21 protein-coding genes are annotated in these 25868 nt (G+C 61.8%); 11 read left to right on the forward strand and 10 right to left on the reverse strand.

Features of this window, described 5'->3' with window-relative positions:
• Window positions 1-47: 47 nt before the first annotated feature.
• Window positions 48-1160 (reverse strand): mechanosensitive ion channel family protein, encoded by a 1113-nt coding sequence (locus tag GQA94_RS13515; RefSeq protein WP_158190112.1) that lies wholly within the window; start codon window positions 1158-1160, stop codon window positions 48-50.
• Window positions 1161-1348: 188 nt separating this feature from the next.
• On the opposite strand from GQA94_RS13515, the gene GQA94_RS13520 reads away from it, so the two are divergent.
• The gene (locus GQA94_RS13520; protein WP_158188512.1) at window positions 1349-1879 is read left to right on the forward strand and encodes a ferritin-like domain-containing protein; all 531 of its coding nucleotides are present in this window, start codon (window positions 1349-1351) and stop codon (window positions 1877-1879) included.
• Window positions 1880-1916: 37 nt separating this feature from the next.
• Here GQA94_RS13520 and GQA94_RS13525 read toward each other — a convergent pair whose 3' ends face one another.
• Entirely contained in the window at window positions 1917-2198 is a 282-nt protein-coding gene (locus tag GQA94_RS13525) for a DUF1652 domain-containing protein (RefSeq protein WP_158188513.1), read from the reverse strand.
• A 270-nt stretch (window positions 2199-2468) separates the two neighbouring features.
• Here GQA94_RS13525 and GQA94_RS13530 point away from each other — a divergent pair, with 270 nt between their 5' ends.
• Window positions 2469-2789: a hypothetical protein gene (locus GQA94_RS13530; protein WP_158188514.1), complete on the forward strand. Its 321-nt coding sequence runs from the start codon at window positions 2469-2471 to the stop codon at window positions 2787-2789.
• Window positions 2790-2923: 134 nt separating this feature from the next.
• Here the strand turns inward: GQA94_RS13530 and GQA94_RS13535 are convergent, their stop codons facing one another.
• Together GQA94_RS13535 and potE are read right to left on the reverse strand one after the other, a co-directional pair.
• Complete coding sequence (locus tag GQA94_RS13535) at window positions 2924-5206, reverse strand: Orn/Lys/Arg decarboxylase N-terminal domain-containing protein (protein ID WP_158188515.1); 2283 nt, start codon at window positions 5204-5206, stop codon at window positions 2924-2926.
• Window positions 5203-6612, reverse strand: coding sequence for a putrescine-ornithine antiporter (gene potE / locus GQA94_RS13540; protein ID WP_158188516.1), 1410 nt, complete (start codon window positions 6610-6612; stop codon window positions 5203-5205). The genes GQA94_RS13535 and potE overlap by 4 nt, the downstream gene beginning before the upstream one ends.
• Before the next feature lie 455 nt (window positions 6613-7067).
• Here potE and ligD point away from each other — a divergent pair, with 455 nt between their 5' ends.
• A complete protein-coding gene (gene ligD, locus GQA94_RS13545) occupies window positions 7068-9644 on the forward strand; it encodes a DNA ligase D (protein ID WP_158188517.1) in 2577 nt (858 codons plus the stop codon).
• Between the two features lie 25 nt (window positions 9645-9669).
• Here ligD and GQA94_RS13550 read toward each other — a convergent pair whose 3' ends face one another.
• The 6 genes from GQA94_RS13550 to GQA94_RS13575 all read right to left on the reverse strand — a co-directional run bounded on the left by GQA94_RS13550 (window position 9670) and on the right by GQA94_RS13575 (window position 15885).
• Window positions 9670-9906, reverse strand: a complete 237-nt coding sequence (locus GQA94_RS13550; RefSeq protein ID WP_158188518.1) for a DUF2790 domain-containing protein — start codon at window positions 9904-9906, stop codon at window positions 9670-9672.
• Window positions 9907-10141: 235 nt separating this feature from the next.
• Complete coding sequence (locus GQA94_RS13555) at window positions 10142-11077, reverse strand: LysR family transcriptional regulator (RefSeq protein ID WP_158188519.1); 936 nt, start codon at window positions 11075-11077, stop codon at window positions 10142-10144.
• Between the two features lie 179 nt (window positions 11078-11256).
• Window positions 11257-12738: an efflux transporter outer membrane subunit gene (locus GQA94_RS13560; RefSeq protein ID WP_158188520.1), complete on the reverse strand. Its 1482-nt coding sequence runs from the start codon at window positions 12736-12738 to the stop codon at window positions 11257-11259.
• A complete protein-coding gene (locus tag GQA94_RS13565) occupies window positions 12735-13637 on the reverse strand; it encodes an efflux RND transporter periplasmic adaptor subunit (protein WP_158188521.1) in 903 nt (300 codons plus the stop codon). Before GQA94_RS13565 ends, GQA94_RS13560 begins: the two co-directional genes overlap by 4 nt.
• Window positions 13634-13843, reverse strand: coding sequence for a DUF1656 domain-containing protein (locus GQA94_RS13570; RefSeq protein ID WP_158188522.1), 210 nt, complete (start codon window positions 13841-13843; stop codon window positions 13634-13636). Before GQA94_RS13570 ends, GQA94_RS13565 begins: the two co-directional genes overlap by 4 nt.
• Window positions 13840-15885 (reverse strand): FUSC family protein, encoded by a 2046-nt coding sequence (locus GQA94_RS13575; RefSeq protein ID WP_158188523.1) that lies wholly within the window; start codon window positions 15883-15885, stop codon window positions 13840-13842. The genes GQA94_RS13570 and GQA94_RS13575 overlap by 4 nt, the downstream gene beginning before the upstream one ends.
• Window positions 15886-16072: 187 nt before the next feature.
• Between GQA94_RS13575 and GQA94_RS13580 the strand changes: the two genes are divergently transcribed.
• The 8 genes from GQA94_RS13580 (at window position 16073) to GQA94_RS13615 (ending at window position 25863) form a co-directional block, all read left to right on the forward strand.
• Window positions 16073-16987 carry a helix-turn-helix domain-containing protein gene (locus GQA94_RS13580; RefSeq protein WP_158188524.1) on the forward strand — a complete coding sequence of 305 codons (915 nt, stop codon included), beginning with the start codon at window positions 16073-16075 and terminating at the stop codon, window positions 16985-16987.
• Window positions 16988-17537: 550 nt separating this feature from the next.
• Window positions 17538-18050: a transcription termination/antitermination NusG family protein gene (locus tag GQA94_RS13585; RefSeq protein ID WP_158188525.1), complete on the forward strand. Its 513-nt coding sequence runs from the start codon at window positions 17538-17540 to the stop codon at window positions 18048-18050.
• A 170-nt stretch (window positions 18051-18220) separates the two neighbouring features.
• Complete coding sequence (locus GQA94_RS13590; protein WP_158188526.1) at window positions 18221-18760, forward strand: polysaccharide biosynthesis/export family protein; 540 nt, start codon at window positions 18221-18223, stop codon at window positions 18758-18760.
• 46 nt (window positions 18761-18806) lie between these two features.
• Entirely contained in the window at window positions 18807-21038 is a 2232-nt protein-coding gene (locus GQA94_RS13595) for a GumC family protein (protein ID WP_158188527.1), read from the forward strand.
• Between the two features lie 44 nt (window positions 21039-21082).
• Window positions 21083-22408: a flippase gene (locus GQA94_RS13600; RefSeq protein ID WP_158188528.1), complete on the forward strand. Its 1326-nt coding sequence runs from the start codon at window positions 21083-21085 to the stop codon at window positions 22406-22408.
• On the forward strand, window positions 22408-23346 hold the full coding sequence (locus tag GQA94_RS13605; protein WP_158188529.1) for a glycosyltransferase family 2 protein: 939 nt from the start codon (window positions 22408-22410) through the stop codon (window positions 23344-23346). Before GQA94_RS13600 ends, GQA94_RS13605 begins: the two co-directional genes overlap by 1 nt.
• 14 nt (window positions 23347-23360) lie before the next feature.
• Window positions 23361-24608, forward strand: coding sequence for a glycosyltransferase family 4 protein (locus GQA94_RS13610; protein ID WP_158188530.1), 1248 nt, complete (start codon window positions 23361-23363; stop codon window positions 24606-24608).
• A complete protein-coding gene (locus GQA94_RS13615; protein WP_158188531.1) occupies window positions 24595-25863 on the forward strand; it encodes a hypothetical protein in 1269 nt (422 codons plus the stop codon). Before GQA94_RS13610 ends, GQA94_RS13615 begins: the two co-directional genes overlap by 14 nt.
• Window positions 25864-25868: the final 5 nt, after the last annotated feature.

Consider the following 25868-nt stretch of genomic DNA (forward strand, 5'->3'; position numbering starts at 1 on the left):
ACCGCACGATGCGCGGTGCCCCACCATGCAGCACGTGGCAGGCTCGGTTACACCGGCGGCTGACGCTCCGGTTCGACGTGGTCCGGCACCGAGCTATCGACCTTCGATTTGCGTCCGACGCTCAGGTCCGCCCGCAGTTGCGGCAGGCAATGCGGGTACTGGCGCTGGACGAAGCCGATCAGGCTTTCGCGCACATGGCAGCGCAGATCCCAGTTGCGGGAAGAGTCGGGCGAACTGACCAGCACCCGCAACTGGATGGATTTCTCGCTGGTGTCGGTGACCTGCAGCACGATCACGCGTCCATCCCACAACTCGGGCACTTCCTGGCACACCCGGCGCAGTTCCTCGCGCAACGGCTCCAGAGGCAATGAATAATCGACCCAGAAGAACACCGATCCGATGATGCTCGAGTTGCGCCGCGTCCAGTTCTGGAATGGCTTCTCGATGAAGTACTGCAAGGGCACCACGAGTCGACGGTCATCCCAGATCCGCACGATGACGTAAGTGCCGGTGATTTCTTCGATGCGGCCCCATTCGTTCTCGACGATCACCACGTCGTCCAGCCGGATCGGCTGGGTGAGTGCGATCTGTATCCCCGCGATCAGATTGGCGAGCACCGGGCGGGCGGCGAAACCGACGGCCAGGCCTGCGAGGCCCGCAGAGGCCAACAGGCTGGCGCCGAACTGGCGAGCCGCCGGAAAGATCATCAGCATCGCCGCGGCGCCGATCAGCAGAATGAAGAAACCCAGGGTACGCAGCAGTACCCGCGATTGCGTCTGGATCTGTCGGGCGCGCAGGTTGTCGATCACATCCACGGGGTTTTTCAGCCGCACCGCGTGCTCGACTCCGCGTAGCAGGCGCAATGCCAGCCAGGTGAAGCAGCCAATGATCAGCAAGGTGGTCAGGCGCCGCGCCGCGCCGATCAGCGCGAAGTCGTCGCTGGCGGCCGTCAACACGGCTTGCAAACCCAATAGAGGCAGCAGCAGCCGAATGGGTTTCTCCAGCTGTTCGGACACCGCCTTGGTCAACAGAAAGCCGCGCCCCAGTCGCAACATCACGGCGGTCAGTACACGGCTGAACACGCTCAGCAGTACGACCACGAAGGCTGCGGCCAACAGGGTACGCAGCGCGGGTTCTGTTATGTAGGTTTCCCATTGCAGGGGTAGGTCGAGGAATTCGATACGCCAGCTCCGCTCCGATGAGTGCCTCAAGTGACTGATGACACCTCAGCAAAGTTCAGGCCGCGCATGCAGCCAGTCGGATAGGTGGAACTCCCATGGACGGCTCCTTTCACATTTATCAACAGGTGCAAGCCTTGATCGGAATTCGAACCAATGGGAGACACGCCATGCAAAGTGCACAGACCGGAAACGATGTCCGTATCGAACGTTTGATCGAGTGGCTGCGCGACGCGCATGCCATGGAAGCACAGGCCGAATCCATGCTCACCAAGCAGGCCAGCCGGATCGAGCATTACCCGCAGCTCAAGGCACGTATCGAGCAACACATCACCGAAACCCAGAACCAGGCCAAGCTGATCGAGACCTGTCTGCAACGCTACGACAAATCCTATTCGGGGCTGAAGGACCTCGGCGGCAAGATGATGGCGATGGGGCAGGCCATGGGCGGCATGATGGTCAACGATGAAGTGGTCAAGGGCGCCCAGATGGGCTACGTCTTCGAGAATTTGGAGATCGCCTCCTATGAGATTCTGATCGCGGCTGCCAAGGCCGTCGGCGATACCCAGACCGAGGAAATCTGCACCCGCATCCTGGCCGAAGAGGTTGCCATGGCCGAATGGATGCGCAGCCATCTGGCGGAACTCACCCAAGCTTATCTGACCCGCGCACAGGCCCCTAACACCGAGGCCAAGCGCTGACGGGCGAGCCCGTCAGCGAGGCTGGCGAGCGGCTTGGCTAGCGCTCGGCGGTCTTGGACGTAATCGAGGCGGTGACCAGGCCGCCTCGGGTCGCGTAAAGCTCGAAGCGCAGTTCCTGAGCGAGCCGCACCAGATTGGCCGCGTCGCGGCATTGGTCGTCCGTAATGCCGAAGACGGTCAGCTCTTCGCCGTCCACATGCTCTTCGTAGAGACGGACGGTGACGCGGCTGTCTTCCTGCGCATGGCAATCACAGCGAAAGGGATGAAGGTAGTTGCGAAGGATGTTTTCGATCGTCAACAGGGGTAGGCGCGACGCCATGATCCTTCCTCCCATCGTATGCCTGAGTTTGCGAGGCTGGTCGCCATCGGGAATGGCCGCCGTTATAGGGCGGCCCCTCTCAACGCTAGCAGGACCTGGTCCGTTGTAAATACCCTTTTGCCACCGCTCGGCAGAAGACCGTCCGTCATGTAACAACTGCCGTTGGGCTTGCCCGGCGGGTTGTGCCGCCGCTCTGGGCGCACAGACCTACAGCCACTGACCGCGCCGTTTCGCTCGCGGCCAATACAGACCCGAGATAGAGGAACCAGCATGAAATTGATATCGAAGTGGGTACTCGCAAGCCTTGTCGCGTCATCGTCGGCGTTCGCGCAATGGCCGGCAGGAACGCCGGAAGCCGAGCGGGGCGCGCGCCCCAGTCCGATGGGTAATCCGACGCCGCAGGAGACGCTCGATACCTACAAGGACAGCCAGGGCCGAACGGTTACCGAAGACGGCGACGTGGTCAGCACGCCACCGCGAACCGAAGGGGAGTCGGACCCCGACGTTGAAGATCCCTCCGTCAGCCCGGGTCGCCACTCCAGTCATGGCGGACCCACCGACTCGGCCTCGGACCCTGGCTCGATCGAATGAATGCGACTCGCGCAAGAGGCGACACGGTTGACCGCGACGTCGGACTTGCAGCATTGCGACGTGGCGACGTGCATGCCCGATGCAACCCACCGGGCATGCGGCAATCGCACGCGCTGCAAGACAGTGCTGTGCGATTACCTGAGCACTAACAGCCGGTAGACGCCAGCCTCGCTTTCAATCCCGTGAGTGTCGTGGGTGAAGCCGGGAAAGGATCGGTCGAATGCTTCCAGTGCCTTCAGATAGCCCAGCAGCGGCCCCTGCGCCGGGCCGGCGTTTTCTCCTGGCATCAGCAGCGGTATTCCCGGTGGGTAAGGCACGATCCCGGTTGCGACGACGCGGTCAGCCGCCTCATCCAGGGTGACCAGCTCGACCTCGTTCCTGACCAGTTTCTCGTAGGCCTGCACCGGGCTGAACTCGGCATCGGGCAGCGTACCGAATGCATGGGCCATTGCCGCCGTGGTCTTGTGCGCCTTCATGGCGGCGAAGATTTCATCGGACAGGTCCTTGAGGCCCATGCCGGCGTAGCGTTCCTGGTTGGCCACCAGCAGATCGGGCAGGCACTGTTCCAGCTCGAGGTTGGCGTCGTAGTCGCGCTTGAAGTCCAGCATTGCGTTGACCAGCGTGCCCCATTTGCCCTTGGTAATACCGATGGAAAACAGGAACAGGACGGTGAAATCAGTGGTTTTCTCAACCACGATGCCTTGCCGCGTCAGATACCGGCTCAGTACGCAGGCCGGGATGCCGGACGCGAGCAGGTTGCCGTCATCGCCCATGCCCGGGCTGAGCACCGACACCTTGATCGGGTCGAGCATGCAGTAGCCGTCTTCGATATCGCCAAAGCCGTGCCAGACCTCGCCTGGGTGCAGCACCCAGCAGTCTGGTTCGCGCCTGAGCCTGGCCGGATCGACTTCATGGAACGGAATCGACGCTGCGCCTACCCGGACCGAGCGCGGTTGCCAGCAGGTGAAAAACCAATCGTCCCGGCTCGACATTTCGCATTGCATGCGTGAAATGACCTGGCGGAACGCGATGGCTTCCTCAATAGACTCATTGGTCAGAATTTCGCCGTTGGGGGCTTCCATCATCGCGGAGCTGACGTCGCAGGACGCCATGATCGCGTAGTTGGGTGAGGTCGAGGCATGCATCATGAACGACTCGTTGAAGCGCCCGTGGGATATCGGGTTGCGGCCGTTGCGCACGTGGATCATCGAGGCCTGCGAAAGGGCGGCGAGCAGCTTATGGGTCGACTGGGTCGCGAAGACCGTCGGCTTCGACGCGTCGTGATCGTCCGGGCTGCCATGCATGGCAAATCGCTCCCTGTACAACGGATTGAAACGCGCATAGCCGTACCAGGCTTCGTCGAAGTGCAGCCGATCGACACTTTGCCCAAGCAACTCTTCGACGCGGCTCACGTTGTACGTCAGACCATCGTAGGTGGAGTTGGTGATGATCGCGTGGACCGGTGTCGGATCGATACGGGACGTCACCAGCGGGTTACGAGCAATCGCAGCTTTCACATGATCGGCACTCAGCGTCTGCGGGAGGATCGGGCCGATGATGCCGAAACGGTTGCGAGTCGGGACCAGATACGTCGGAATCGCACCGGACAGGGTCATCGCATGCTCGGCGGACTTGTGGCAGTTGCGGTCGCAGAGCGCGATCTGGTCGCGCGTGACGCTGGCCATGAGGATCACGCGGTTGGACGTGGAGGAGCCGTTGGTGACGTAATAGGTGCGATGCGCCCCGAACACTTTCGCCGCATAGCGCTCGCCCTGGCCGATGGGGCCGCTGTGGTCGAGCAGCGAGCCCAGCTCGTCAACCGAGATCGACAGGTCGGAACGCAGCATGTTCTCGCCAAAGAACTCGTAGAATGCCCGGCCTGCGGTGCTTTTCAGAAAAGCCGTGCCGCCGGCGTGGCCCGGCGTGTGCCAGGAATACTCATAGCTGCGGGAGAACTTCAGTAACGCACCGAACATCGGCGGCAATACCGCCTGTCGATAGCGCTCGATGGCCGCCAGGATACGGCCGCTCAGGAACTGGCTGGTGTCTTCGGGCAGCCAGATGAAGTCGTCGGCGTGCTGCATCACCAGCAGCGGCACATTCGAGGCCGTGCTGCGATTGCTGATCAGGAACACCGGCACTCGCGTGTTGCGTTCACGCAGGGCAGTGAGCAGCTCAATGCATTGCTGGTGATTTTCGCTGGTGTCCAGTTCCCAGCTGAGCAACACGCACTGGATCGCCGGGTCGCAACTGAGAATGGATCTGGCATCGCTCAGGCTTTCGGATGTCAAAACGCTGATCGAGCGTGCTTCCACGTCGTGGATCAATTGGCCCAGGGCCCTGCCGAACACGCTGTGTTCGTCGGGGGTGTCGCTGACCAGCAATGCCAGCATGCCAAGCGATTGTCTGTGCGTCATGGGCGCTTCTCCAGTCGGGTCAAGTCCAGGCGATGCACCGGGATGGGCTCACCCACGATGTGCTGCGCTGCAACGGTCTGCGTCGGGACGCTGTTGTTGACCGCTTCCAGGCGGATCAGCCGGTTGTTGACGAAGCCGAACAAGGTGTAGCCGACGATGGTTGCGACGCCGCCCAGCATCAGCGCCTGAGCGCCGGAGCTGTATAGCGCCAGGTAGCTGTAAGCCGCGGCGATGCAGGCGACGATATTGGTGACCAGCGCCTTTTTAGGTGGCACGTTGGAGACGTTCTGCAGCGTCATCAGCGTGGCCATGCAAAGGATGTAGGGCACCAGGTTGGTGACCACCGCAAGATTGACCAGGGTGTCGAACTGTTTGGAGAGGTCCGGGCTGATGGTCAGCAATGCCATGGCCGTCTGGATCGCCAGCAATATCAGCATGCTGATGATCGGAACCCCATGCTTGTTGGCCTTGGCGAAAATAGGCAGGAAGTAGCCGGTATCCGCCGAACTCTTGAACACCTGTGCGACGGTGAACTGCCAGCCCAGCAGCGATCCGATGCACGCGAGGACCATCAACCCCATGACGACGCTGCCAACCATTGGGTCGAACATCTTGGCGAACACCAGACCGAACGGCGCGGTGGACGCCACGAGTTCAGCGTTCCCGACGATGCCGGCGATGACATTGGTGGACGCGATGTAGATCACCGCGGCTCCCAGGGTTCCACCGAGCACCGCAATCGGTACGTTTCGTTCCGGATTCTCGACGGCATCGCCGTTGGCGCACGCCGACTCCAGCCCCAGGAACGCCCAGAGGGTGATGGCCACCGAAGCGCCTGCTGCTTCGTACCAGCTTTTGTCGTGCGGGTTCCAGCCAGCCGCATAGACGCTGCTGTCGAACCAGAACCAACCGATGGTCGAGACCAGCACGACCGGGGCGATCACGCCCCACACGGTCACCGAGCCGATCTTGCCGGTGATGTGCGCACCGCCGAAGTTGGCGGCGGTGGTGATCCATAACAACGCAATGGTCGCCAGACCGACTTGTAGCGAGTCGAGCGTTATACCGAATAACGTCTGGATGTAGCCCACCGCGGTGATGCTGATCGCAACGTTGGCGATCAACAACGACAGGCCGTAGGTGTAGTTGGTGATGTAGTTACCTGATTTGCCGAATGTATATTCGGCATAGCCACCCATGCCGCCCGTCTTCCGGCTGAGCATCCCGCACCGTGCGAATGCGTAAGCCAGCGCCAGGGAGCCGGTGGCGGTAATCAGCCAGGAGAGAATCGAGATCCCGCCCACCTCGGCGAGTTTGGAGGGCAGCAACACGATGCCGGACCCCAACATGTTGACGGCGGTCAACAGGGTCAGTTGCCCTACGCTCATTTTTTTTACGACAGACATGCTTCATTTCCTGAATTGAGGAACCACTGATAGCGGAGGGAGAAACGCAAGCTCAGTGCACGCACGGTCGTGATGGGCCCGCCGAGCAAAGCAGTCCCGGGCAGGCAAGTTGAAGCGTCTGGCGCATCCCGCGCCGATATAGGAATTTTCGCGGCGCACAGTAACACCGGGAAGTCGGTATCGATATTCGACAGATTGCCGCATCGAGCAAGCGTAGCCTGCCGTTCGGCGCTGAATGTCTTGATGAACGACCCAACGTCGTTTGAACACTTTATAAACAGAACGTAAGTCGAACAGGTTACAAGTCGATGTAAAGCCTGATACCACTCGCGCCAGACACCGAGGGCGCGTTGCACCCTGCAACCGGGGCGCCGCCGTTCACGCCACATCGTCCGGCGTTGGGAACTCCAGCCTTTGATCGCGGCTCTGTGGTCAATACAGGCAGGGAACCGGTCATGGCAGATGCATTAGACGAATACAACCGAAAACGGGATTTCAACGCCACCTCCGAGCCGTCGGGTGCCGACAGCCCCAAGGGCAAGCGCGCCGCGCCGAAGCGCTCGTCGGGCCATGCCCTGCAATTCTGCATCCAGAAGCACGACGCGACACGGCTGCATTACGACTTCCGCCTCGAGCTGGACGGCACGCTCAAAAGCTGGGCAGTGCCCAAAGGGCCGTCGCTCGATCCCCGCTCGCGCCGTCTGGCCGTGCACGTTGAAGATCATCCGCTGGAATACGCGACCTTCGAGGGCACGATTCCGGCGGGGCATTACGGCGCCGGTGATGTCATCGTCTGGGATCGCGGCATCTGGATACCGCAGGGCGATCCGCAAGAGGGATACCGCAAGGGAAAGCTCAAATTCAGCCTGCAAGGCGAAAAGCTCAGCGGTAGCTGGAACCTCGTGCGCACGCGTATGGATGGCGGGAAGGAGCAATGGTTTCTGATCAAGTCGAACGACGACGCGGCCCGACCTGAACAGGAATATGACATCGTCAGCGAGCAACCCGACAGCGTGCTGAGCGACCGCACGCTGGTTCCGCGCAAGCCTGGCAAGGCGAAGGCCGAAGCCAAGCCAAGGGCGGTCAAGACGCCCATGCGCAGCCGCCAGAAAGAACCCCCACCGATCATGCTTTCAGGAGCCAAGCCGGCGCCCTTGCCCGACAGCATCAAACCCCAGCTGGCCACTCTGGTCGACTCAGTGCCTGACGGTGACTGGCGTTATGAGGTCAAGTTCGATGGCTACCGGATCATGGCGCGAATCGAATCCGGAAAGGTGCAACTGTTCACCCGCAACGGCCACGACTGGACGGCAAAGATGCCTCGGCAGGCCGAAGCGCTTGCTGCACTGGGGCTGGAATCCGCCTGGCTTGACGGTGAAGTGGTGGTGCCCAACGAGGAAGGCACGCCCGATTTCCAGGCGTTGCAGAACGCCTTTGAAGTCGGCCGCAGCGGCGCCATCGTCTATTACCTGTTCGACCTGCCTTACCTGAACGGCATGGATCTGCGCGAGGTAGCGCTGGAGCAGCGGCGGGCGGCGCTGAGCGAACTTCTGGAGCATAACGACAGCGATCTGCTGAGGTTTTCCGCCGACTTTACCGAACAGCCTGAAAGCATGCTCGAAAGCGCCTGCCAGATGAAGCTCGAAGGGCTGATCGGAAAGCGCGCCGGCAGTCCCTACGTCTCCAGACGCAGCAATAGCTGGGTCAAGATCAAGTGCAAGAACCGTCAGGAATTCATCATCGTCGGCTTCACCGAGCCCAAGGGGACGCGTAGCGGCTTCGGCGCGCTACTGCTGGGCTTGCACAACGAGGCAGGCGAGCTGATTTATGCGGGAAAGGTTGGCACCGGATTCAACCAGGCCACGCTACAGAGCCTGCACGCCAAGCTCAAACCGCTGAAGACCGGAAAAAGTCCGCTGGCCAAACCGGCGCCCGCGGCGGATGTGCGAGGCGCTCACTGGCTCAAGCCTGAGTTGATGTGCGAAGTCGCCTACGCCGAAATGACCCGCCAGGGTGTGATCCGCCACTCGGTGTTTCACGGGCTGCGCGCCGACAAACCCGCTGAGGCCATCACCCAGGAGCGCCCGGCCAAGGCCGAAAAGGCTTCGGTTACGCGACAACCCAGGGGCACCCCGCCGAATGCTGCCGGCAAGATCAAGATTTCCAACCCGGAGCGCATCATCGATAAATCCATCGGCGCGACCAAGATGGAGCTGGCACGGTTCTACGCAGAGGTCGCGCCTTGGGCGTTGCCGCATCTGCGCCGCCGCCCGCTGGCGCTGGTACGTGCTCCCGAAGGCATCGACGGCGAACTGTTCTTCCAGAAACATACCGAAAAACTGAGCATTCCACACATCACCCAACTGGACACCGCGCTGTTTCCCAAACACGCCGCCCTGATGACCATCGATACGGTGGAAGCGTTGGTGAGCGCCGCACAGATGGGCACCATCGAATTGCATACCTGGAACGCGGTGGCGCCGGTACTCGATCACCCGGACCGCTTCGTACTCGACCTCGATCCCGACCCGGCGCTGCCGTGGAAACGCATGATCGAGGCGACCCAACTGACCCAGACCCTGTTGGACGAAATCGGCCTGCAATCTTTCCTCAAGACCAGCGGCGGCAAGGGACTGCACATTCTGGTGCCGCTCGAGCCAGTGCATGGCTGGAGCGAGGTGAAGGCCTTCAGTCAGGCCATCGCGCAATACATGGCCAAGTTGCTGCCGCAGCATTTCTCGGCGGTCAGCGGCCCGAAGAATCGGGTCGGACGGATCTTCATCGACTATCTGCGCAACAGCCAGGGCGCCAGTACCGTGGCCGCGTACTCGGTACGAGCGCGCGAGGGGCTGGGTGTCTCCGTACCGATTCACCGGGATGAACTGGCCGACCTCAAGGGGGCCAATCTCTGGACCATTCGCAATCTCATGTCACGGTTGGAAGAGCAGGGCGACGACGATCCCTGGGCCGGCATCGACGAGACGGGGCAGACGATCACTGCCGACATGCGCGAGCGGCTGGGGATGAAATGACCTGTATCCCGCGCAGCGGGCAGTATCAGTAATCGTCGCAGTCGGCACCTTGGCGCCGATAGCTCATCACGTGGGTTTCGCCGTTCGAATCGAGGTAGGTCATCCTGGCCTCGACCACCGCGCAGCCGCCCTTGGGCACCTCTATCGAGATCACCTTGGCGATGTCGAGATCATCGCCGTAATGATAGGGCGTCGGCTCCGGCGCGGCCTGGGCCCATTGAGCGGCCAGAGACAAGCCAGCGATCCACAACAGATTTTTCATAAGCACCTCTTTGCGTGGAAGCTGCGCAGGCGCGCAGCAAGGAATAAAAGGGCTGCCCAACGAGGGAAGGCAGCCAAGGCGGCAGGGCATCGGGCGACAAGGAGCGACCATCGAACGATGCCAGGCGGCGGACCGGGTCGATCACCGCACTGCCACAGGGCCAAGCGTACGGCCTGCGCGGGGCGGGAAAAATGGCGTTTCCCGAGAGGGACCGTTACCCATCGGGTAACAATGCTCAGGCCCAGTATTCAGGGTTCTGGAGCACCTGGTGATAACCGAAGAAGGCTTGCGGCAGTTCCTGTCTGAGGAACTCGACCCAGGTCCGGACCTTCGCATCCAGAAACCGGCGCGAGGGGTAGAGTGCGTAGATAGACTTTTCCTGCAGACGGTACTGCGGCAACAGCCGCACCAGGGAGCCGCGCTGCAGCGCCGGCACCGCGACGTAATCGGGCAACAGGCAGATCCCCATCCCGGCCTCGGCGGCGCTGCTCATGGCCTCGGCTACATTGACTTTGAATGTTTCGCCCGGCTGGATCGTCTGCTCACAACCGTTGCCAACGAAACTCCAGCTATCGGCGAACAGCGGATCGGCGAGGCGCAGGCAGCGATGCTGTGAGAGATCGGACGGCACCTTCGGAACACCGTGCTGGCGAAGGTAGATCGGCGAGGCACAGACGACATGAAACACCGTACCCAGTCGCTGCGCGATCAACTCGGAATCCGGCAAGTCGCGCGACAACGTGATGATCACGTCCAGGTGGTCTTCCAGCAGGCCGGGTTGACGCTGAGACAGAACCAGATCCAGATTCACCTCCCGGTGAATTTCGTTGTACCGCCCCGCGAGGGTTGCCAGTAGCTGAATGCCCAGGCCAATCGTGGAGTGGACCCGCAACGCTCCCCTGGGCACCCGATGCGCGCCACCGGCTTCGATTCGCGCCTGCTCGAGCTGTTCGAGGATTTCGCGGCTGTGGTCGAGATAGCGCTGCCCCGCATCGGTGAGGGCCAGGCGTCGCGTGGTGCGATGCAGCAGGCGCGCTTGCAGATGGTTCTCCAGCTCCGAAACCCGCCGGGAAACCTGTGCGGTGGAGGTGTCGGATTGCTGCGCCGCGGCAGTGAAGCTGCCAGCGTCGACGACCCGTACGAAAGTGCGCATTGCATGAACGATATCCATGGGCTTCTACCTGTGCGCCGTTGCGTCGTGATGGATGAGATCCGGAATGTCGCTGTGCGCTCGCCCCTGAGGTGGCACGACCGATTGCGCCGTGAACCCAGGGCGTTCATTCGGCCGTCGTGTGCAGCCCCAGGTTCGGCCCGTTGATTCCTGCCTGCGAACGAACGCGGCTGTTGCGTTCAGGACCAGTCTTCCGGCGCGTCGAGGGGCATCCGCCTGTTGGCGCTTGACGCTCGATCATTGGCCCGCGCCCAACCACCGCCCAGCGCCAGGAACAGGTCGACCTGATCCTCTGACAGCTGCGCTTGCGAGGCGGCCAGCACGGCCTCGGCGGTCGCCAGGGTACGCTCGGTGTCCAGGCTGTCGAGGTAGGCCAGCCGGCCCTCCTGATACAACCGACGGGTCTGGGCCGCGGCGCGGCTGGCGGCATCGCGGGCATCGCGCAGGGCCTGATGGCGTTGCAGGTCGTGGGCGTATCGGGCCAACAGCGTCTGGGTTTCGCGCAGCGCGTCGAGTACCACCCCATCGAAGCGGGCAAGGGCCGCGTCGGCACCGGCCTCCATGGCGCGGACGCGGGCGCGGTCGACCCGCGTCGGGATATGCCAGGAGATCGAAGGCCCGAACGCCCAGCGGCGCGTGATCGGATCGGCGATGTGTTCGAGCATGCCGGTGTAGCCCGCCGACGCGCCCAGGTCGATTTCCGGATACATCATCGCGGTGGCGACGCCGATGTCGGCAGTGGCCGCTGCGAGCAGGCGTTCAGCCGCACGGACATCGGGACGGCGCTTGAGCAGCGCGGCGCCATCGCCGACCGGGATCGGCTGTCGCAGACGCGGGGCTTGCTCGCAGGCCGCGACCGGTTCAGGAAGATCGTTCGGCGCACGTCCAAGCAGGGCGGCGAGCTGGTACAGCGCTGCGGACTTCTTCGATTCGAACGGCGGCAATTCAGCGCGCAGCGCCTGGACCTGAGCCCGCGCGCGGGACACGTCCACTTCATTACCGCGCCCGCCGTCGAACAGCCGCATCGCTACGTCCAGTTGGCGTCGCTGGATATCCAGCGAGTGCTCGGCAATCGCCAGTTGCGCGCTCGCATGGCACGCCTGGACATAGTTGCGCACAACCGCTGCCACGACCGTGATGCGTGCGCTTTCGAGCGCCGCGGCATGGGCGTCGGCGTTGGCGCCGGCCGACTCGGCAGCACGTTTCAGCCTGCCGAACAGATCGAGCTGATAGCCGATCGATAGCCCGACATCGGCGAGGTTCATCACGGGAATCTTTTCCTGCAGCGCCAGCGACTCACTCGACAGCTGGCCGCGGGCGAGGGACCCGGAACCGCCCACCTCGAGTTCCTGCGCATGGTGGGCCATCTGGAACCCTTGATAGGCGCGACGGAGATTGTGGTAGGCGAGGCGTACATCCGTATTGCGTGCCAGCGCCTCGCTTACCAGTTGGTCGAGCAGGGGATCTTCGTACAGTGTCCAGCCGTCGACCGGACGCTCGCGCTGCGCGACGTGCGCATTGCCGACCAGATCGAACGGCGCCTGAGCCTCGGCGCGCTGGATGGCCGCATCGCCGGGCAAGCGATAATCGGGTCCGACGGTGGTGCAGCCGCCAAGCGTGCCTGCCAGGACCAGTAAGGGGGCCAGGTATCGGTAGCTCATGGCGTGGCACGCTCGGTCCGGTCGGACGGTGGCCAGGGCAGTACCGAAAGTGTCGCGGTACGGCCGACAATCAGCCGTATGTCGGTCTGTTGATCCTGCTCCAGCACCACCCGTACCGGAATACGTTGGGCCAGTCGCACCCAATTGAAGCTTGGGTTGATGTCCGGCAGCAGGGAGTTGCCGCGCGCACGGTCGCGGTCTTCGATGCCGGCGGCGATGCTCTGGACATGGCCGCGCAGGTGCTGCGACTCGCCCATGAGTTGAATATCCACCGGTTGCCCGAGATCGATGGCGTTCAGTTTGGTCTCCTCGAAGTAGCCTTCGACGCGCAACGAGCGGGTATCGACGATCGACAGCACGGCGGTTCCGGTCCTGACATAGTCGCCGACACGCATGGTCTGGTCGCTGAGATAGCCATCGACCGGACTCAGCACGGTGGTGCGCTGCAGGTCGAGGCGGGCGACGCCGAGCGCGGCTTCCGCGGTTTTCAGCGCGGCTTCGGCACGCTTGACCCGGGTATCGCCGATTTCCACGGTTTCGGCGGCGATCAGGTCCTTCAACACGCGGTTGCGCCTGGCTTCCCGGCGCGCCTGGTCGAGCTGCGCGCGGCGCTCCAGAACGGTGGCCTCGGCTTCATCGACGGCCAGTTCGAAGCGCGCCTGATCGATCACGAACAACACTTGGCCACGAGTTACCTTCTGGTTGTCTCGCACGCGCAGTTCGGTGACCAGGCCGGACACATCGGGCGCCACCTGGATGACGTCGGCGTGCACGTGGCCGTCGCGGGTCCAGGGCGATTCCATGTAGTAGTCCCAGAGACGCAGGCTAACGACGCAGGCAATGGCGGCGGCCACAAGGGTCAATACCACCGAGCCGGTGGCGGGTATCCATTTCTTCACAATTGCACTCCCGAAGCCAGGGCAGTCAGGGCGCCCAACACCATGATGTAAAGGGCGAGGTTGAACAGCGGCGGGTGCCAGACCCAGCGATACACACCCAACCGACCCAGCACGGCGGTGAGCAGGCTTTTAAGCAGGTAGGCGATGAGCATCACCACCAGCAGCAGCGGGACATAGACGCCATAGATGTCCAGGTGACCGGTCATGCGCAGGCTCCCGTCGGCTCGCACCCGATGGCGGGGCGAGGCATGTCGAAGGTGTTGTCGAACAGCGCCAGGCGCAGGCCGTGCAGCGCCTGGCAAGCCTTGTCTGCGACGTGGCCCGGCTCAAGCGCCAGGCGCCGCAGGCTGACATCCAGCACATGGCGCAGGCGCTCTGGCGCGGGTTCGGGATGGCGAACCTTCGCGCAACGCAGGAAATAGTCACGCGCCTCGAGAAGCACCGGCTGCAGCCACTGCTCGGTGGACGCAGGAAGCTGCATTCGCTTGAGCTCCAACAGGCGCAGGCATATCCGCAGCTCACGGGTCGCGTCGTACAGCGCCAGTCCCTTGTCATCGAGCTGACCGAGGCGCGGCAACAGCTGCGCGGTACGGTCGATGACCAGCGAGGCGGCTTTGTCGTGATTCAATCCGGGCTTGGCCAGCACCCACCGCGACAGGCTGAGCCAACCGCTACGGGCCAGCCGGCGCGCCGCCCATTGCGTACCGAACGGCCGGGTCACGCGGGCCCAGATCAGCGCAATGACCACACCGAGCGCAGAGGACAAGGCCACGTCGGCGAACACGGCAAAATCAGCAGCGTATCGGTCTTCGATAGTCAGTGTGGAGAGCGTCTGCACCGCCAGCAGAATCGTCGTGCCGGCATACTGCGGGCGACCGGAAAAAGCACCCAGGACAAGCAACGGCGCGGCAAGGAGGATGGCCAGGCTGCCGAAGTCCTGCACGTTGGGCATCAGCGCGAACAGGTAGACGGCAGCCGCCACGATGGACATCAGGGTGGCCACCAGAAACGATTTGATGAACGGGGCGGGATTGTCCTGGCTGGCGAAAAAACAGCTGGCCACGGTGGCGATGAACACACCGGTGGCGCCATGCTTCCAGCCAGACAGGTACCACAGCAAACTGACCAACAACACCAGGACCCCGACCGACAGTGCAGTGAACGCCAGCAAGGGGTAGTCATAATGGCGCGGCGCGCCCATCAGCTGGCGTACCCGATAGCGCAGCACGGGGGGCTGCTCGGGATGTCCTTCGGCGAAGCATTGGTGCAGCTTCAGGGCATCCTGCCAGAGATCGATCAGACCCCGCACTTGCGAAAGCGCGCTGGCGATGGCCAGCCGTTGCGTCGGGTGGCGGTCGCTCAGTTCGGTTTGTAGCGGCCAGCTGCGGCGCTCGAGCTGCCCGGCGTCCGTTTGCGCATCCTCATCCTGAATCCAGCGATCGACCTGCCGTAGATACTCATCCAGCGCCGGCAGTGGTCCGGGCAGTTCCTGGCGAAGCTGGCGCAGCGCATCGCCCATGGAAATCACTTGCGGTGCGAGCAGCGCGATGCGCGCGCGAAACTCACGCGCGTGCCGGGCCGGAAGATGGCTGCTGCTGTCGTACTCGAGGTGCACGATCATGCCATCGAGGCCCATCACGTCGATCATCAACTGGTGCAGCCGGCGTTGATCGATAACCGCAGGCGCCGCTGCGTTGAGTGCCTGACACACCGCCAGGCGAGCATCGCCGAGCAGCGTTGCCATTCGCCCGCCCAGCACCGGCGCAATACGGCTGGGCAACAGCACCGCATTGACCAGGCTGGCGCAGACGATGCCCAGCACGATCTCCTCGGAGCGGGCCAGGGCCACATCGAAGATGCCTTGCGGATGGTTGACTTCGGCAAAGCTGATCAGCGGCACCGTATAGGCCGCCAGCAGAAAGATGTAACTGCGTGGCGAACGGTCCAGCAGCGACAGGTACAGCAGCGCGGCCACCCACACGGAAATGACCAGACTCAGCATCACCGGCTGTTGAGCGAACAGCGGCAATATCGCCACCGAAGCGGCGGCGCCGAGCAGTGTGCCGAGCGCCCGGTAGACCGCCTTCGACCGCGTCGCTCCGGAAAGCGGGTGCGAGACGATATAGACCGAGGCCATCGCCCAGTAAGGGTTGTCCAGCGCCATGGCGAGGGCAATGTATAGAGCGAGCAGGGCGGCAATCAGCGCTTTGGCTGAGAACAGCCATTCACGCCAGTTGGGCATAGGCATAAGTATTCATTTTTCTTGGAGCGATGACGGCGATGGGAATAGCGGACGTCATGGAGATCACAACTTGTTACATTTAACGCCAACACGATGTGACAAATCGAACAACCAATAGGACAATTCGAACTTTCCAATTCCGTGGCTGCGTGGCGGCCCGGTTGTTTCAGGCTGTCCGGCCCGTCGAGAAGCGATGAAGCGAATTCCCAACTACGGCCTCTATGGCGAGACCGCGCAGCCCGGCTGGCGCGACCTGCTGCACTGCGAATGGATCAACGATCGCAGTGAGCGATACCAGTGGGAAATCAAACCGCACCAGCATGATGCGCTGCTGCAGTTGTTCTATATCCGCAGCGGTGGCGGCGAGGTTTCGCTGGAGAATCAACGTCTGTCGTTCGCCGGTCCGAGCATCCTGGTGCTGCCGAGCCGCACCGTGCATGCGTTCAGCTATCACCGTGACACGGACGGTCCAATCATCACCGCAGCGCAGCGCCCGCTGGAGTCGATGGCGCGAATCGTCGCGCCAGGGCTGCTGGGCTTTCTCCAGCGTCCAAGTGTCGTGCCGTTGCCCTGGCTGGCCGATGGCAGCGAACCGATCTGGCCCCTGCTTGAGCTGATCCAGGCCGAGGCACGGGGCCAGGCACGGGGCAACGTTGCGGCAGGCCACGCATTGTTGCTGGCTCTGCTGATTCATGTGGCGCGGCTGGATGCATCCATCATTACGACGTCCCGGCCTCGACCGGGCAAGAATCGGCGCGCGGCCGTATTGAGGCGGTTTCGCGAGCTAGTGGACCAGCAATTTCGCAACCACTGGACGCTGGGGCGCTATAGCGAAGCCCTGGGGACGACCACGGCGACCCTCGGCCGTGTCTGTCGCGAAGAGGCCGGCGTCGCCCCCAGCGCGATCATCAGCGAGCGCATCGTTCGCGAGGCACAGCGCCAACTCGCCTACACCAGCCTGCACATCCAGCAGATCGCGCACGACCTGGGTTTTGCCGATACCGCATATTTCAGTCGTTTTTTTCGCAAACAGGCCGGGTTGAAACCCAGCGAGTTCCGAAGCGCGTTCCAACGAGGTGATCGAGCTGGCGTTCCGGTACGCGGCTGAGACCGTAGCGGCGCGCCGACCGGTCTGCGGCGCGGCATCTGGCGACGAGCTGACGGTTCGCTCCGCCTGTCGAGGCCCTTGCGGCACCGTTCGTCAGGCGGCTTCGCGGCAGGTGTTACAAACCAGAGCTAATCCAATTCGCGTCAGGAACGATTGGCGGGGTTAATTGTCTGGCGTCTCGCTTGTTAAGGACGCCTATCGCCCGAAGAAAAACGAAACGGCTCTTTCGTCTCGATTCCATTCATTCGAATTCCCACATTTTACATGGGGTTACCGGTAGACCTGGCAGTTGCCGGTCGTTTCGGTGTGCAAAGAAGGTCGTACCTGCTCGGTAATTAATCTTTATCTCAATGCATATAACGAAACGGCAAATCGCAGCGCGATTTAAATCGCGTTCTGGCTGCACATAGTTCGTCCGATAGTTTTTTTGGACTTGCACTCGCAAGGAAGGCTTTCCATAGTTCCGTCCAAGGCGAACGACGATGCTAAAGCTGAAAGTGCGAACCTGACTCGGCGACTGATCGCTCTGTCTAACAGTGGAAGTTTGTTTATGAATGACATCGCACAACTGCCTGGTAGTGCCTGGTTCCTGGTTCATTGCAAATCCAGGCAAGAACGTAGAGCGTTGGCAAATCTGACCGAGCAGGGATACGTTTGTTATCTCCCGCATATCTGCATCGCAAGGAAATCGAGCGCTGCGGACCCTTCGATACACAAGGACCAGGCGCTGTTTCCCGGCTACCTGTTCGTCCGTCTCACCCCAGACTCAAACTGGCACAGCCTGCGCTGTACACGCGGCGTGCTTCGCGTCGTAGGGTTCAATAACAGGCCCTACTCCATAGACGATGCGCTTATCGAGCAGATCAAGTACCGCTGCGGTGATCATAAACCGCTCGAGCCGGGTGACAAGGTCCAGGTGAGGTTGGGCGTAAGCGCCGGTATCGATGCGATATTCCTGACGGCGGACGGAGCGGAGCGCGCGGTCCTGTTGGTGAAACTTCTTAACCAGGAATGTCGGCTGAGCGTCGACAGTACGTTGATCGAGCCTGTGCTGTATCCCTGATAAAGCGACACGCAGCAGTAATTTTTACGATGTCGGTAGTTTGCAGTAGTTCTGTTTCGAGTAGCTGGGTGGCGATTCAGGGCGGGAGCGTGGTTGAACAAAACGGCAGGCCGAGCGTTACCAGAGCCAACAGTAGCCGTTAGCGCGTAATTACAAGGAGGAGGGCGGCCATGTCGATCCGTCTGATGTGGGCTTTGTTCATATTACCTATATCGCTTTTGGGCACATCGGTAGCGGCTCAGGATATATCCCAATACCGTATGTCGGCGGGCGATGTCATTAGCATCCGAGTACTCGGCGAGCCGGATCTGACGTTCGAAGAACTCCGTCTGACCGACGCGGGCTCGTTTTCTTACCCGTTCATCGGCGAAGTAAAGGCGAAGGGAAAGACCGTCGCGCAAATCGAAGAACTATTACTGACCGCATTGAAGGGTAAGTATCTGGTCAGCCCTCGGGTTTCGGTCAATGTGCTGGAGTATCGCCATTTCTACATCATTGGCGAGGTCAAGCTGCCTGGCGGATACCCCTATCAGCCAGGCTTGACCCTGCGTCGCGCCGCCGCGCTCGCCGGCGGGTTGACCGAACGGGCCTCGGCAAAGCGCATCACCATCATCCGGGATCTGGACCCTGCCCAGGGGCCTGTCGAAGCCTCGATGGATACGCCTGTCCTGCCGGGCGATACGGTGACCATCGAAGAAGGATTTTTCTGATGTGCATGAGCGCAAGTGGTGAGTTTCCTTATCCAGCGAGGCCGCTATGACCAGCCAACCGCCGTCTCTCGAGCGTCACTTGACCGTGCTGCCGCAGGAACCGCCCGAGGCCGAGCTCGACTTGCGCAAGCTCTGGATGAGTGTCTGGTTGCGCAAGTGGCCGATATTCGCCTTCGCACTGGTCGCAGCGTTGCTTGCCATGCTGGCAACCGCATGGATGACACCGCTCTACCGGGCCGGCGCAACCGTGCTGGTCCAGGGCGATGTGGCAAAGCTACTTGCCATCGAGGAGGTGAACCAGAGTGATGCCGCGTACAGCGATTATCTGCAAACCGAGATCGAGCTGCTCCGGTCACGCGTACTGGCCGAACGGGTGGTTCGCCAGCTCGACCTGGCGAACCACCCTGAGTTCGCGCCCGCGGAGCCGTTGGCGCCGCAGTGGCTGAGCGCGCTGATGCACCGGATCGGCCAGCTCTCCTGGCTGGGGATGCAACGCCAGCTGCCGATCGAACCCTACGACGAGGGCATGAAGGCGATAAAAAGCGCGACCGAACGATTGATGGCAGCGACCAGGGTGAATCCTCGTGGCAAAAGCCAGGTGGTCGCCCTGGATGTGTTGTTGGCTGACCCGTACACCGCCATGCAGGCCGCCAATGCGCTGGTCGATGGCTACATCCGGGGCAAGTTCGAGGCCAACATGGCGACGTCCGCGACGGCCGCGGACTGGATGAACAGTCGCCTCGATGAGCTTCGTCAGAAGCTACAGGAGTCTGAGAATCGTCTGCAGGCCTACCGGGAGTCCGAGGGACTGGTGGACGTGCAGGGCATCGCGACGGTGGCGGCGACCGAGCTGACGCTGACCAGCGACCGTCTGATCAATGCGCGGCGACAGCGGGCCGAAGCGCAAAGCCAATACCGTCAGGTCGAGATGATGAAACATGCTGGCATCGACGGCCTGGCCAGCGTCCCTGCCGTGTTGGCCGACCCGGTCATTCAGCAGTTCAAGGCGACGCGGGCGCAAGCCGCCGCAAGAGTAGATGAAGTCTCCCAGCGATACGGCCCGGGACATCCGGAACTGATCGCGGCGAAAGCTGAATTGGAAGCGGCTACGACGAGCCTGAAGACGCAGCTCAGCCAGGTGGTGTCGGGCATCGAGCGGAACTACCAACTGACGGTCGCCAACGAGCAATCCCAGCAAAGCCTGTTCGATGCCAACAAGCATCAGATCCAGACCCTTTCCAGCAAGGAATTCAGGGTGCGGGAACTTGCGCTGGAGGTTGAAGCGAACCGGGCGCTGTACGACACCTTCCTGGTCCGTTTGAAAGAAACGGCCGCGACCGCAGACCAGAACAGCGTCAACGTCCAGGTCGTCGATCGAGCGATGCTGCCCGAGGAGCCGGTCAAGCCGAACAGGCCGCTGATCATCGTTGTCACGGCCCTGGCAGCTTTGTGCTTCGCAGCCGCAGCGGGAGTGGTCAAGGACGTATTGAACGATACCTTCAGCACCACCGAGGCCATCGAGAAGAAACTGAACATTCCCGTACTGGGCATCGTGCCCTTGATGCCGAAGGCACAACGTCAGACGCTGGCTCAGTTGTATCTGCACGACCAGGATCGTCTTTTCACCGAGTCCGTCCGCACCATCCGAACCAAGCTTGAGATGGCCAACAGCGACCACCACAGCCAGGTGATCGTGGTGACCTCGGCGCTGCCCGGTGACGGAAAGAGCGTGCTGTCGGCCAACCTCGCCTACGCGCTTGCCGACATGGGCAGGGTGCTGCTGATCGATGCGGATCTGCGCAGGCCGACACTGGCGAAACGTTTCGCGCTGTCCAAGGATCGTTTGGGTGTGACCGACGTGGTCGAGGGGCGTGCGGCCCTGGAAGCGTGCATCGCAACGGTCGACGGCGTCGACATGCTGTGCGCCGGCAGTCCCGTGCGCGACCCCCTGAGCCTGCTGGCGTCCAGTCAGTTCACCCTGGCACTGGACTCGCTGAAGACTCGCTACGACCGGATCGTGGTGGATTCACCGCCGACCCAGGGCGTCAGCGATGTCATGGTCCTGGCGGCCGAGGCGGACACGCTGCTGTTCGTCGTGCGCAGCGAGGGCACGCCGATCATCGAAGTGGAGCGGGGCATCACACAACTGCAGCAGAACGCCACCCCAGCGGACTGGGTCATTCTCAATCAGGTGGATATACGCAAGGCGCAACGACAAGGCTATCGATACAGCAGTTACTACGACTACTACCAGTACGGAGGAACAACGGCCAGTTGATTGCCGGTCGGGCTCGCGTCGCCGTCCAACGAAAGGGATGACACATGAAACAATATATTCAGAACTCCGTTTGGCTGTTGCTGGAGAAGCTCATCAAGCTGGCCGTTGCGTTCGTCCTGATCGGGCTGGTGGCCAAACATCTCGGCCCCGAGGATTTCGGGATTCTGAGCCTGGGGCTCAGTGTGGCGAGCATCGTCTGGGCAGCGGGCAGCCTCGGGCTCGATCAGATTCTCATCAAGGAATTCACCCAACAGAGGTATTCGGATAGCGAACTGCTCAGTACGGCGGTCATCTGCCGGTTTACCGCCAGCGCCGTGCTCGTGATTCCCTGTGTCGTCGGGCTGTACCTGACCGATGCGCTCTCCGTCGCGCACAAGCTGGGGTACGCGATCACGATCTGCTCGGTGCTTTTCTACAACTTCAACAGCTATCAGGCGCTCTATCAGGCCAAATCCCAGTCATCGCATGTTGCCTACGTCGGGCTTTCCAGCCTGTGCCTCTCATCGATCGTCAAGATCGTGCTGTTATGGATCGACGCCGGGTTGATCCTGTTTGCCCTGAGTGCGGTATTCGACATCGCGATCAATTTGTTGCTGTACGCCTATTACCAGATGAACAAGCCGGTGCGGGTGAGCATCGCGTCGTTCAATTACGGCCTGGTAGGGGAGCTTTGGCGGCCCGCGGCCCCGATGCTGCTGTGTTCACTGATGATCGTGATCTACACCCGAATCGATCAGGTCATGATCGCTTTTCTTATCGGCGTCGATCAGGCCGGCGTCTACAGCGTCGCCATCCGGGTAGTGGAGGCTTATGCCGTCATACCGATCCTGATCGCAACGGCATTCTTTCCTTTCATTTGCAGCAAACCGGATGCGAGGAATATCCGTACCTACTTCGATATCGTCACGTTTTCATCGATTGCCGCGGGCTTGGCCATCTGGCTCGCCGCCTATGCGGCCATTCCATACCTGTTCGGCCCAGCGTACAGCCAGGCGCTGGATATATTGGGCATCGCGATGCTTGCCGGCGTGTTTTCGGTGGTCGGATTTGCCTGTACCAACTATCTGGTGGCCGTTGGCCTTGGCCACCTGCGTCCTCTGCGACTGGCGCTCGGGCTGCTGCTCAATATCGTGCTGAACCTGGTGCTCATTCCGCGATTCGGCTTATGGGGCGCGGCCGTCGCAACGCTGATCAGCCAGATCTTCGCGTCCTGGATCGGTAACGTACTGAGTCCGAAAACCATGGACTGCCTGAAGATGCAGAGCCGCGCGCTATTCACCCTGGGCATCCCGGGAACCAGCAGGGTGCTGCGTGACTTGTGGAGGGAGCGATCGGCGACCCCTCGACCAATCGAGTCAGGAGAGTTCTGATGCCTGAAGTTTCGATCATCATCCCGACCTACAACAGCGCCGCCTTCATCATGGATGCGGTCGCCTCAGTGAGGCGGGCCGTCGACGGGCTGAGCCATGAGATCATTCTGGTCGACGATCTGTCGCCCGACGTGCACATCCTGCGGGCCGTTACCGCGCGGGTACCGCACCTGCGAATCATAGAGAAGGCCGCAAAGAGCAATGCCGCGGAATCCCGGAATCTGGGCATCGCCGCATCTACCGGCGACTACATCTTTCTGCTCGACAGTGACGACGCATTTCTGCCTGAACACATAGCGCGACGCGTCGCGCTGCATGTACGCAGCGGTTGCGGCATCCTGTTCGGCCGCTATCGGGCGCGCAATGCGTACCGGACCTTCGACGTCCGGTTGCCGCTCTATCAGGGCGACATGCACCAGTACCTGTTCTGCCTGGACGGCGATGTTCGAAGCTCGACGATCAGCCTCTGCCGATCCCGCTACAGGGGCACGACATTCGATGGGTTGCAGGCCAAGCACCAGGACTGGGGTTTCGCGCTTCGCGCCGCCCGCAATGGCGAGACCCTGGGATTCGACGATGGCTACGGCGCGGTCATTGATTCGTCGGTGAACGGCGGGCGCATGAGCAACGTGCTGAATATTCCGGCCAGCCAGTATTTTCTCAATAGCTACATCAGCGAGCCGAGGCACCGGCGCGGCTTTGCCATGAACCATCTTCGGGTGGTGTTGAAGAACAATGACAAGGTAGCGACCGCCTTTGTCCATAGGGTCCTGATCGATTCGCTGCGCGATGCATCCCTGCTGGAACGCCTCGGCTACGCGCCGGCCGTACTGCTGACGAGCCCGAACCTGGCGCTGCCGGCGCGGCTGGCCATGCGAATGCTGGCAGCGGCACGCGCGTTCAGCATCAAGGGTTATCGCAAGATCATTCCCTCCTGATGCGGGGAGCCGGCATGCCCATTCCAATCATCATCGCGACGGTCTTGCGCCAAACAGGTGAAACCGGCGTACATACCCACTACCGGACCTTGTCGAAGTGGTTCGAATCCGGTGGCCGGACGCCACCGATGGTGGTGACGCCGTACGATCGGAACAAATGGCTGGTCTACCCGGTATTCGCGGTGCGCCGACTGATCGCACCGCTCAATGCAAGCCTCGGTCTGTGGTGGTATCGCCACTGGCATCAGCGGTGCCTGTATCTGAACCTGAAAGCCACGCTCGCCGATGGCCGGGCGTGTGTCGTCTATGCTCAATGTCCCATGTCGGCCGAGGCGGCACTCACCGCGCGTGCATCACCGGCCCAGCGTGTGGTGATGATCGCCCACTTCAACCTGTCGGAAGCGGATGAATGGGCAGGCAAGGGCGTCATAGCGCCGGACGGCAAGCTGTTCGACCAGATCCGAGCATACGAAGCCCGAGTGATTCCACGCCTGGATCGGTTGGTGTTCGTATCGGCCTTTATGCGGCGAAAGCTCTATGAACGCATTCGCGAAGCGCAGGCGGTAGACGCAAGAGTCATCCCGAACTTCATTTCCGCGCCCGTGCCTACGGCTGATCGACCCGCCCTGATGGGTGATCTGATCTGCGTCGGGACCCTGGAGCGACGAAAGAACCAGCGATACGCGCTGGAAATCGCGGCGGCCGTTTGCCAGGCGGGTTATCCGTTGCGCCTGACGTTCGTGGGTGGCGGTCCGGACCGGCCCGCGCTCGAGAAGGCCGCGCGAACCCTCGGCATCGAGGCGCATGTGCTGTTCACCGGTCACGTGGATGACGTGGCTGGCCTGATGGCGAGCCACCGCGCCTGCCTGCATGTTTCACGAATGGAAAGCTTCGGCATCGTCCTGATCGAAGCGATGGCGCTTGGGCTGCCGGTGTTTGCAAGCCGGGTCGGCGGGGTGCCGGAGGTGTTCGATGACGGGGCGGAGGGTCGTTTCATCCCGCTCGACAACGCGAGCACCGCGGCGCAGCTCATTCTCGACTGGCTCACCCGACCCGATGCGCTGCAACGCGCCGGCGTCCGGGCCAGGGCCCGTTTCGTGGCTCGCTTCGAGACCGGTAAGGTCGCCCATGATCTGGTCGGTTTTTTAACTGCGCCCGCCACGCAGTCGACACGCGCCGTTCATTCGCCGAGCAGCGCGCCGGGCATGAATGGCGAGGCTCATCGGATCTCCCATGCGAGGCGTTCGGATGCTGTCGAATAATCTAAGACCCAGCAGCATCATCGTGTTCCCGGCGTTCTGCCTGGCAAGCGCCATCGTCGCGTCCGCGGCGCTCACCCATCTGCTTGGCATTGTCGGCTTCACCGCGATGCCCTACGTACGGCTGGTGGTTGTCGCCGCCGCCATGCTTTTCGTCGCCGTGTTTCTGTTGCAGACACGGCTGAAGCCCACGCTGGCGAGCGGGAACCTCTGGCGCGCGGTGCTGGCATTGCAAGGGTTGGGACTGGTGTATCTGGTGCTGGGGTTGCTCAGGCAGAACAGCCATTTCTACCTGGTGACGGACCTCGCCTACCTGGCGATGTTTTTCCTGACGTTCCTGCTGGGCGCCTGGTGCTATCGGATCGGCAGGTTGCAGTTTTCCTACGCCACCATGCTGCGGGTGGTATTGACGTTGGTGGGCCTCACCTCGGTGTGCTGGGTCTTCGACCTGCAAGTCGGAACGCCGCCAGAACTGCTGATTCTCTGGGGCTGCGCACTGGTCATCGCGCTGGCCTATAAGCGCTACGTTCATGCATGCCTCCTGCTGTTGGCCGTGGTTCCGCAGATTGCCGGCCTCAACAGGGCCTTGCTGCTCGCTATCGTGGGCGGGCTGATGATCTATTTCTTCAGCTCTGCATGGGTGAAAAAGATTCGGCTTGTCTGCGTGCTGACGGTTTTTCTGGTGGTCCTGACCCTGGCGCTCGATGGGCTCGGAATACTCCAGGGCAGCAGCTTCGAACGCCGCATCGATGAAACGCTCACGCTATTGTCGGCGGAAGAGGGCGGCGACATGCCAGTACCGCTTCAGCAGCGCTTATACGAAGGGGCGCTCGTCAGCCAGGACATTCAGCAATCCATGCTGCCGGTATCGCTACTGTTCGGAATGGGCGCCGGATACACCCTGGACATGACGCAGAGTTCCGATTCATCGGTGGTCGATAGCCAATTACTGGGGGGGCAACATACCCACAACATCCATTTGCTGAGTTATGCGCTGCTGGCACGGTTCGGCTTGCTGGGCGCTGCCTGTTTCATATTTATCTTCCTGACCTGCGCGCGGCGATCCTACGTGCTGTTCAAGCGGATACCGACCGACAAAAGCACAGTGGAACTGCTCGCCAATCTTTTCGTGGTACTGCTGTTCCTGTTTTCAATCCCGGCGTCGTCGTTTCTATTTTCAAGCATGCTGCTGGGTTACTTCTGCGGTATCGCGAACGAGGCAAGGCTGACAGGGGCCCGGAGTCGACTCTTGTGTTGACGCCA

It is taken from the genome of Stutzerimonas stutzeri (genome assembly GCF_009789555.1).
Classification (GTDB): Bacteria; Pseudomonadota; Gammaproteobacteria; order Pseudomonadales; family Pseudomonadaceae; genus Stutzerimonas; species Stutzerimonas stutzeri_R.

Excerpts from the sequence above, each read along its gene's own strand:
- GQA94_RS13520 (WP_158188512.1), top strand. The coding sequence starts at position 1,349 with ATGCAAAGTGCACAGACCGGAAACGATGTCCGTATCGAACGTTTGATC.
- GQA94_RS13525 (WP_158188513.1), bottom strand. The coding sequence starts at position 2,198 with ATGGCGTCGCGCCTACCCCTGTTGACGATCGAAAACATCCTTCGCAAC.
- GQA94_RS13530 (WP_158188514.1), top strand. The coding sequence starts at position 2,469 with ATGAAATTGATATCGAAGTGGGTACTCGCAAGCCTTGTCGCGTCATCG.
- GQA94_RS13535 (WP_158188515.1), bottom strand. The coding sequence starts at position 5,206 with ATGACGCACAGACAATCGCTTGGCATGCTGGCATTGCTGGTCAGCGAC.
- potE (WP_158188516.1), bottom strand. The coding sequence starts at position 6,612 with ATGTCTGTCGTAAAAAAAATGAGCGTAGGGCAACTGACCCTGTTGACC.
- ligD (WP_158188517.1), top strand. The coding sequence starts at position 7,068 with ATGGCAGATGCATTAGACGAATACAACCGAAAACGGGATTTCAACGCC.
- GQA94_RS13550 (WP_158188518.1), bottom strand. The coding sequence starts at position 9,906 with ATGAAAAATCTGTTGTGGATCGCTGGCTTGTCTCTGGCCGCTCAATGG.
- GQA94_RS13555 (WP_158188519.1), bottom strand. The coding sequence starts at position 11,077 with ATGGATATCGTTCATGCAATGCGCACTTTCGTACGGGTCGTCGACGCT.
- GQA94_RS13560 (WP_158188520.1), bottom strand. The coding sequence starts at position 12,738 with ATGAGCTACCGATACCTGGCCCCCTTACTGGTCCTGGCAGGCACGCTT.
- GQA94_RS13570 (WP_158188522.1), bottom strand. The coding sequence starts at position 13,843 with ATGACCGGTCACCTGGACATCTATGGCGTCTATGTCCCGCTGCTGCTG.
- GQA94_RS13575 (WP_158188523.1), bottom strand. The coding sequence starts at position 15,885 with ATGCCTATGCCCAACTGGCGTGAATGGCTGTTCTCAGCCAAAGCGCTG.
- GQA94_RS13580 (WP_158188524.1), top strand. The coding sequence starts at position 16,073 with ATGAAGCGAATTCCCAACTACGGCCTCTATGGCGAGACCGCGCAGCCC.
- GQA94_RS13585 (WP_158188525.1), top strand. The coding sequence starts at position 17,538 with ATGAATGACATCGCACAACTGCCTGGTAGTGCCTGGTTCCTGGTTCAT.
- GQA94_RS13590 (WP_158188526.1), top strand. The coding sequence starts at position 18,221 with ATGTCGATCCGTCTGATGTGGGCTTTGTTCATATTACCTATATCGCTT.
- GQA94_RS13595 (WP_158188527.1), top strand. The coding sequence starts at position 18,807 with ATGACCAGCCAACCGCCGTCTCTCGAGCGTCACTTGACCGTGCTGCCG.
- GQA94_RS13600 (WP_158188528.1), top strand. The coding sequence starts at position 21,083 with ATGAAACAATATATTCAGAACTCCGTTTGGCTGTTGCTGGAGAAGCTC.
- GQA94_RS13605 (WP_158188529.1), top strand. The coding sequence starts at position 22,408 with ATGCCTGAAGTTTCGATCATCATCCCGACCTACAACAGCGCCGCCTTC.
- GQA94_RS13610 (WP_158188530.1), top strand. The coding sequence starts at position 23,361 with ATGCCCATTCCAATCATCATCGCGACGGTCTTGCGCCAAACAGGTGAA.
- GQA94_RS13615 (WP_158188531.1), top strand. The coding sequence starts at position 24,595 with ATGCTGTCGAATAATCTAAGACCCAGCAGCATCATCGTGTTCCCGGCG.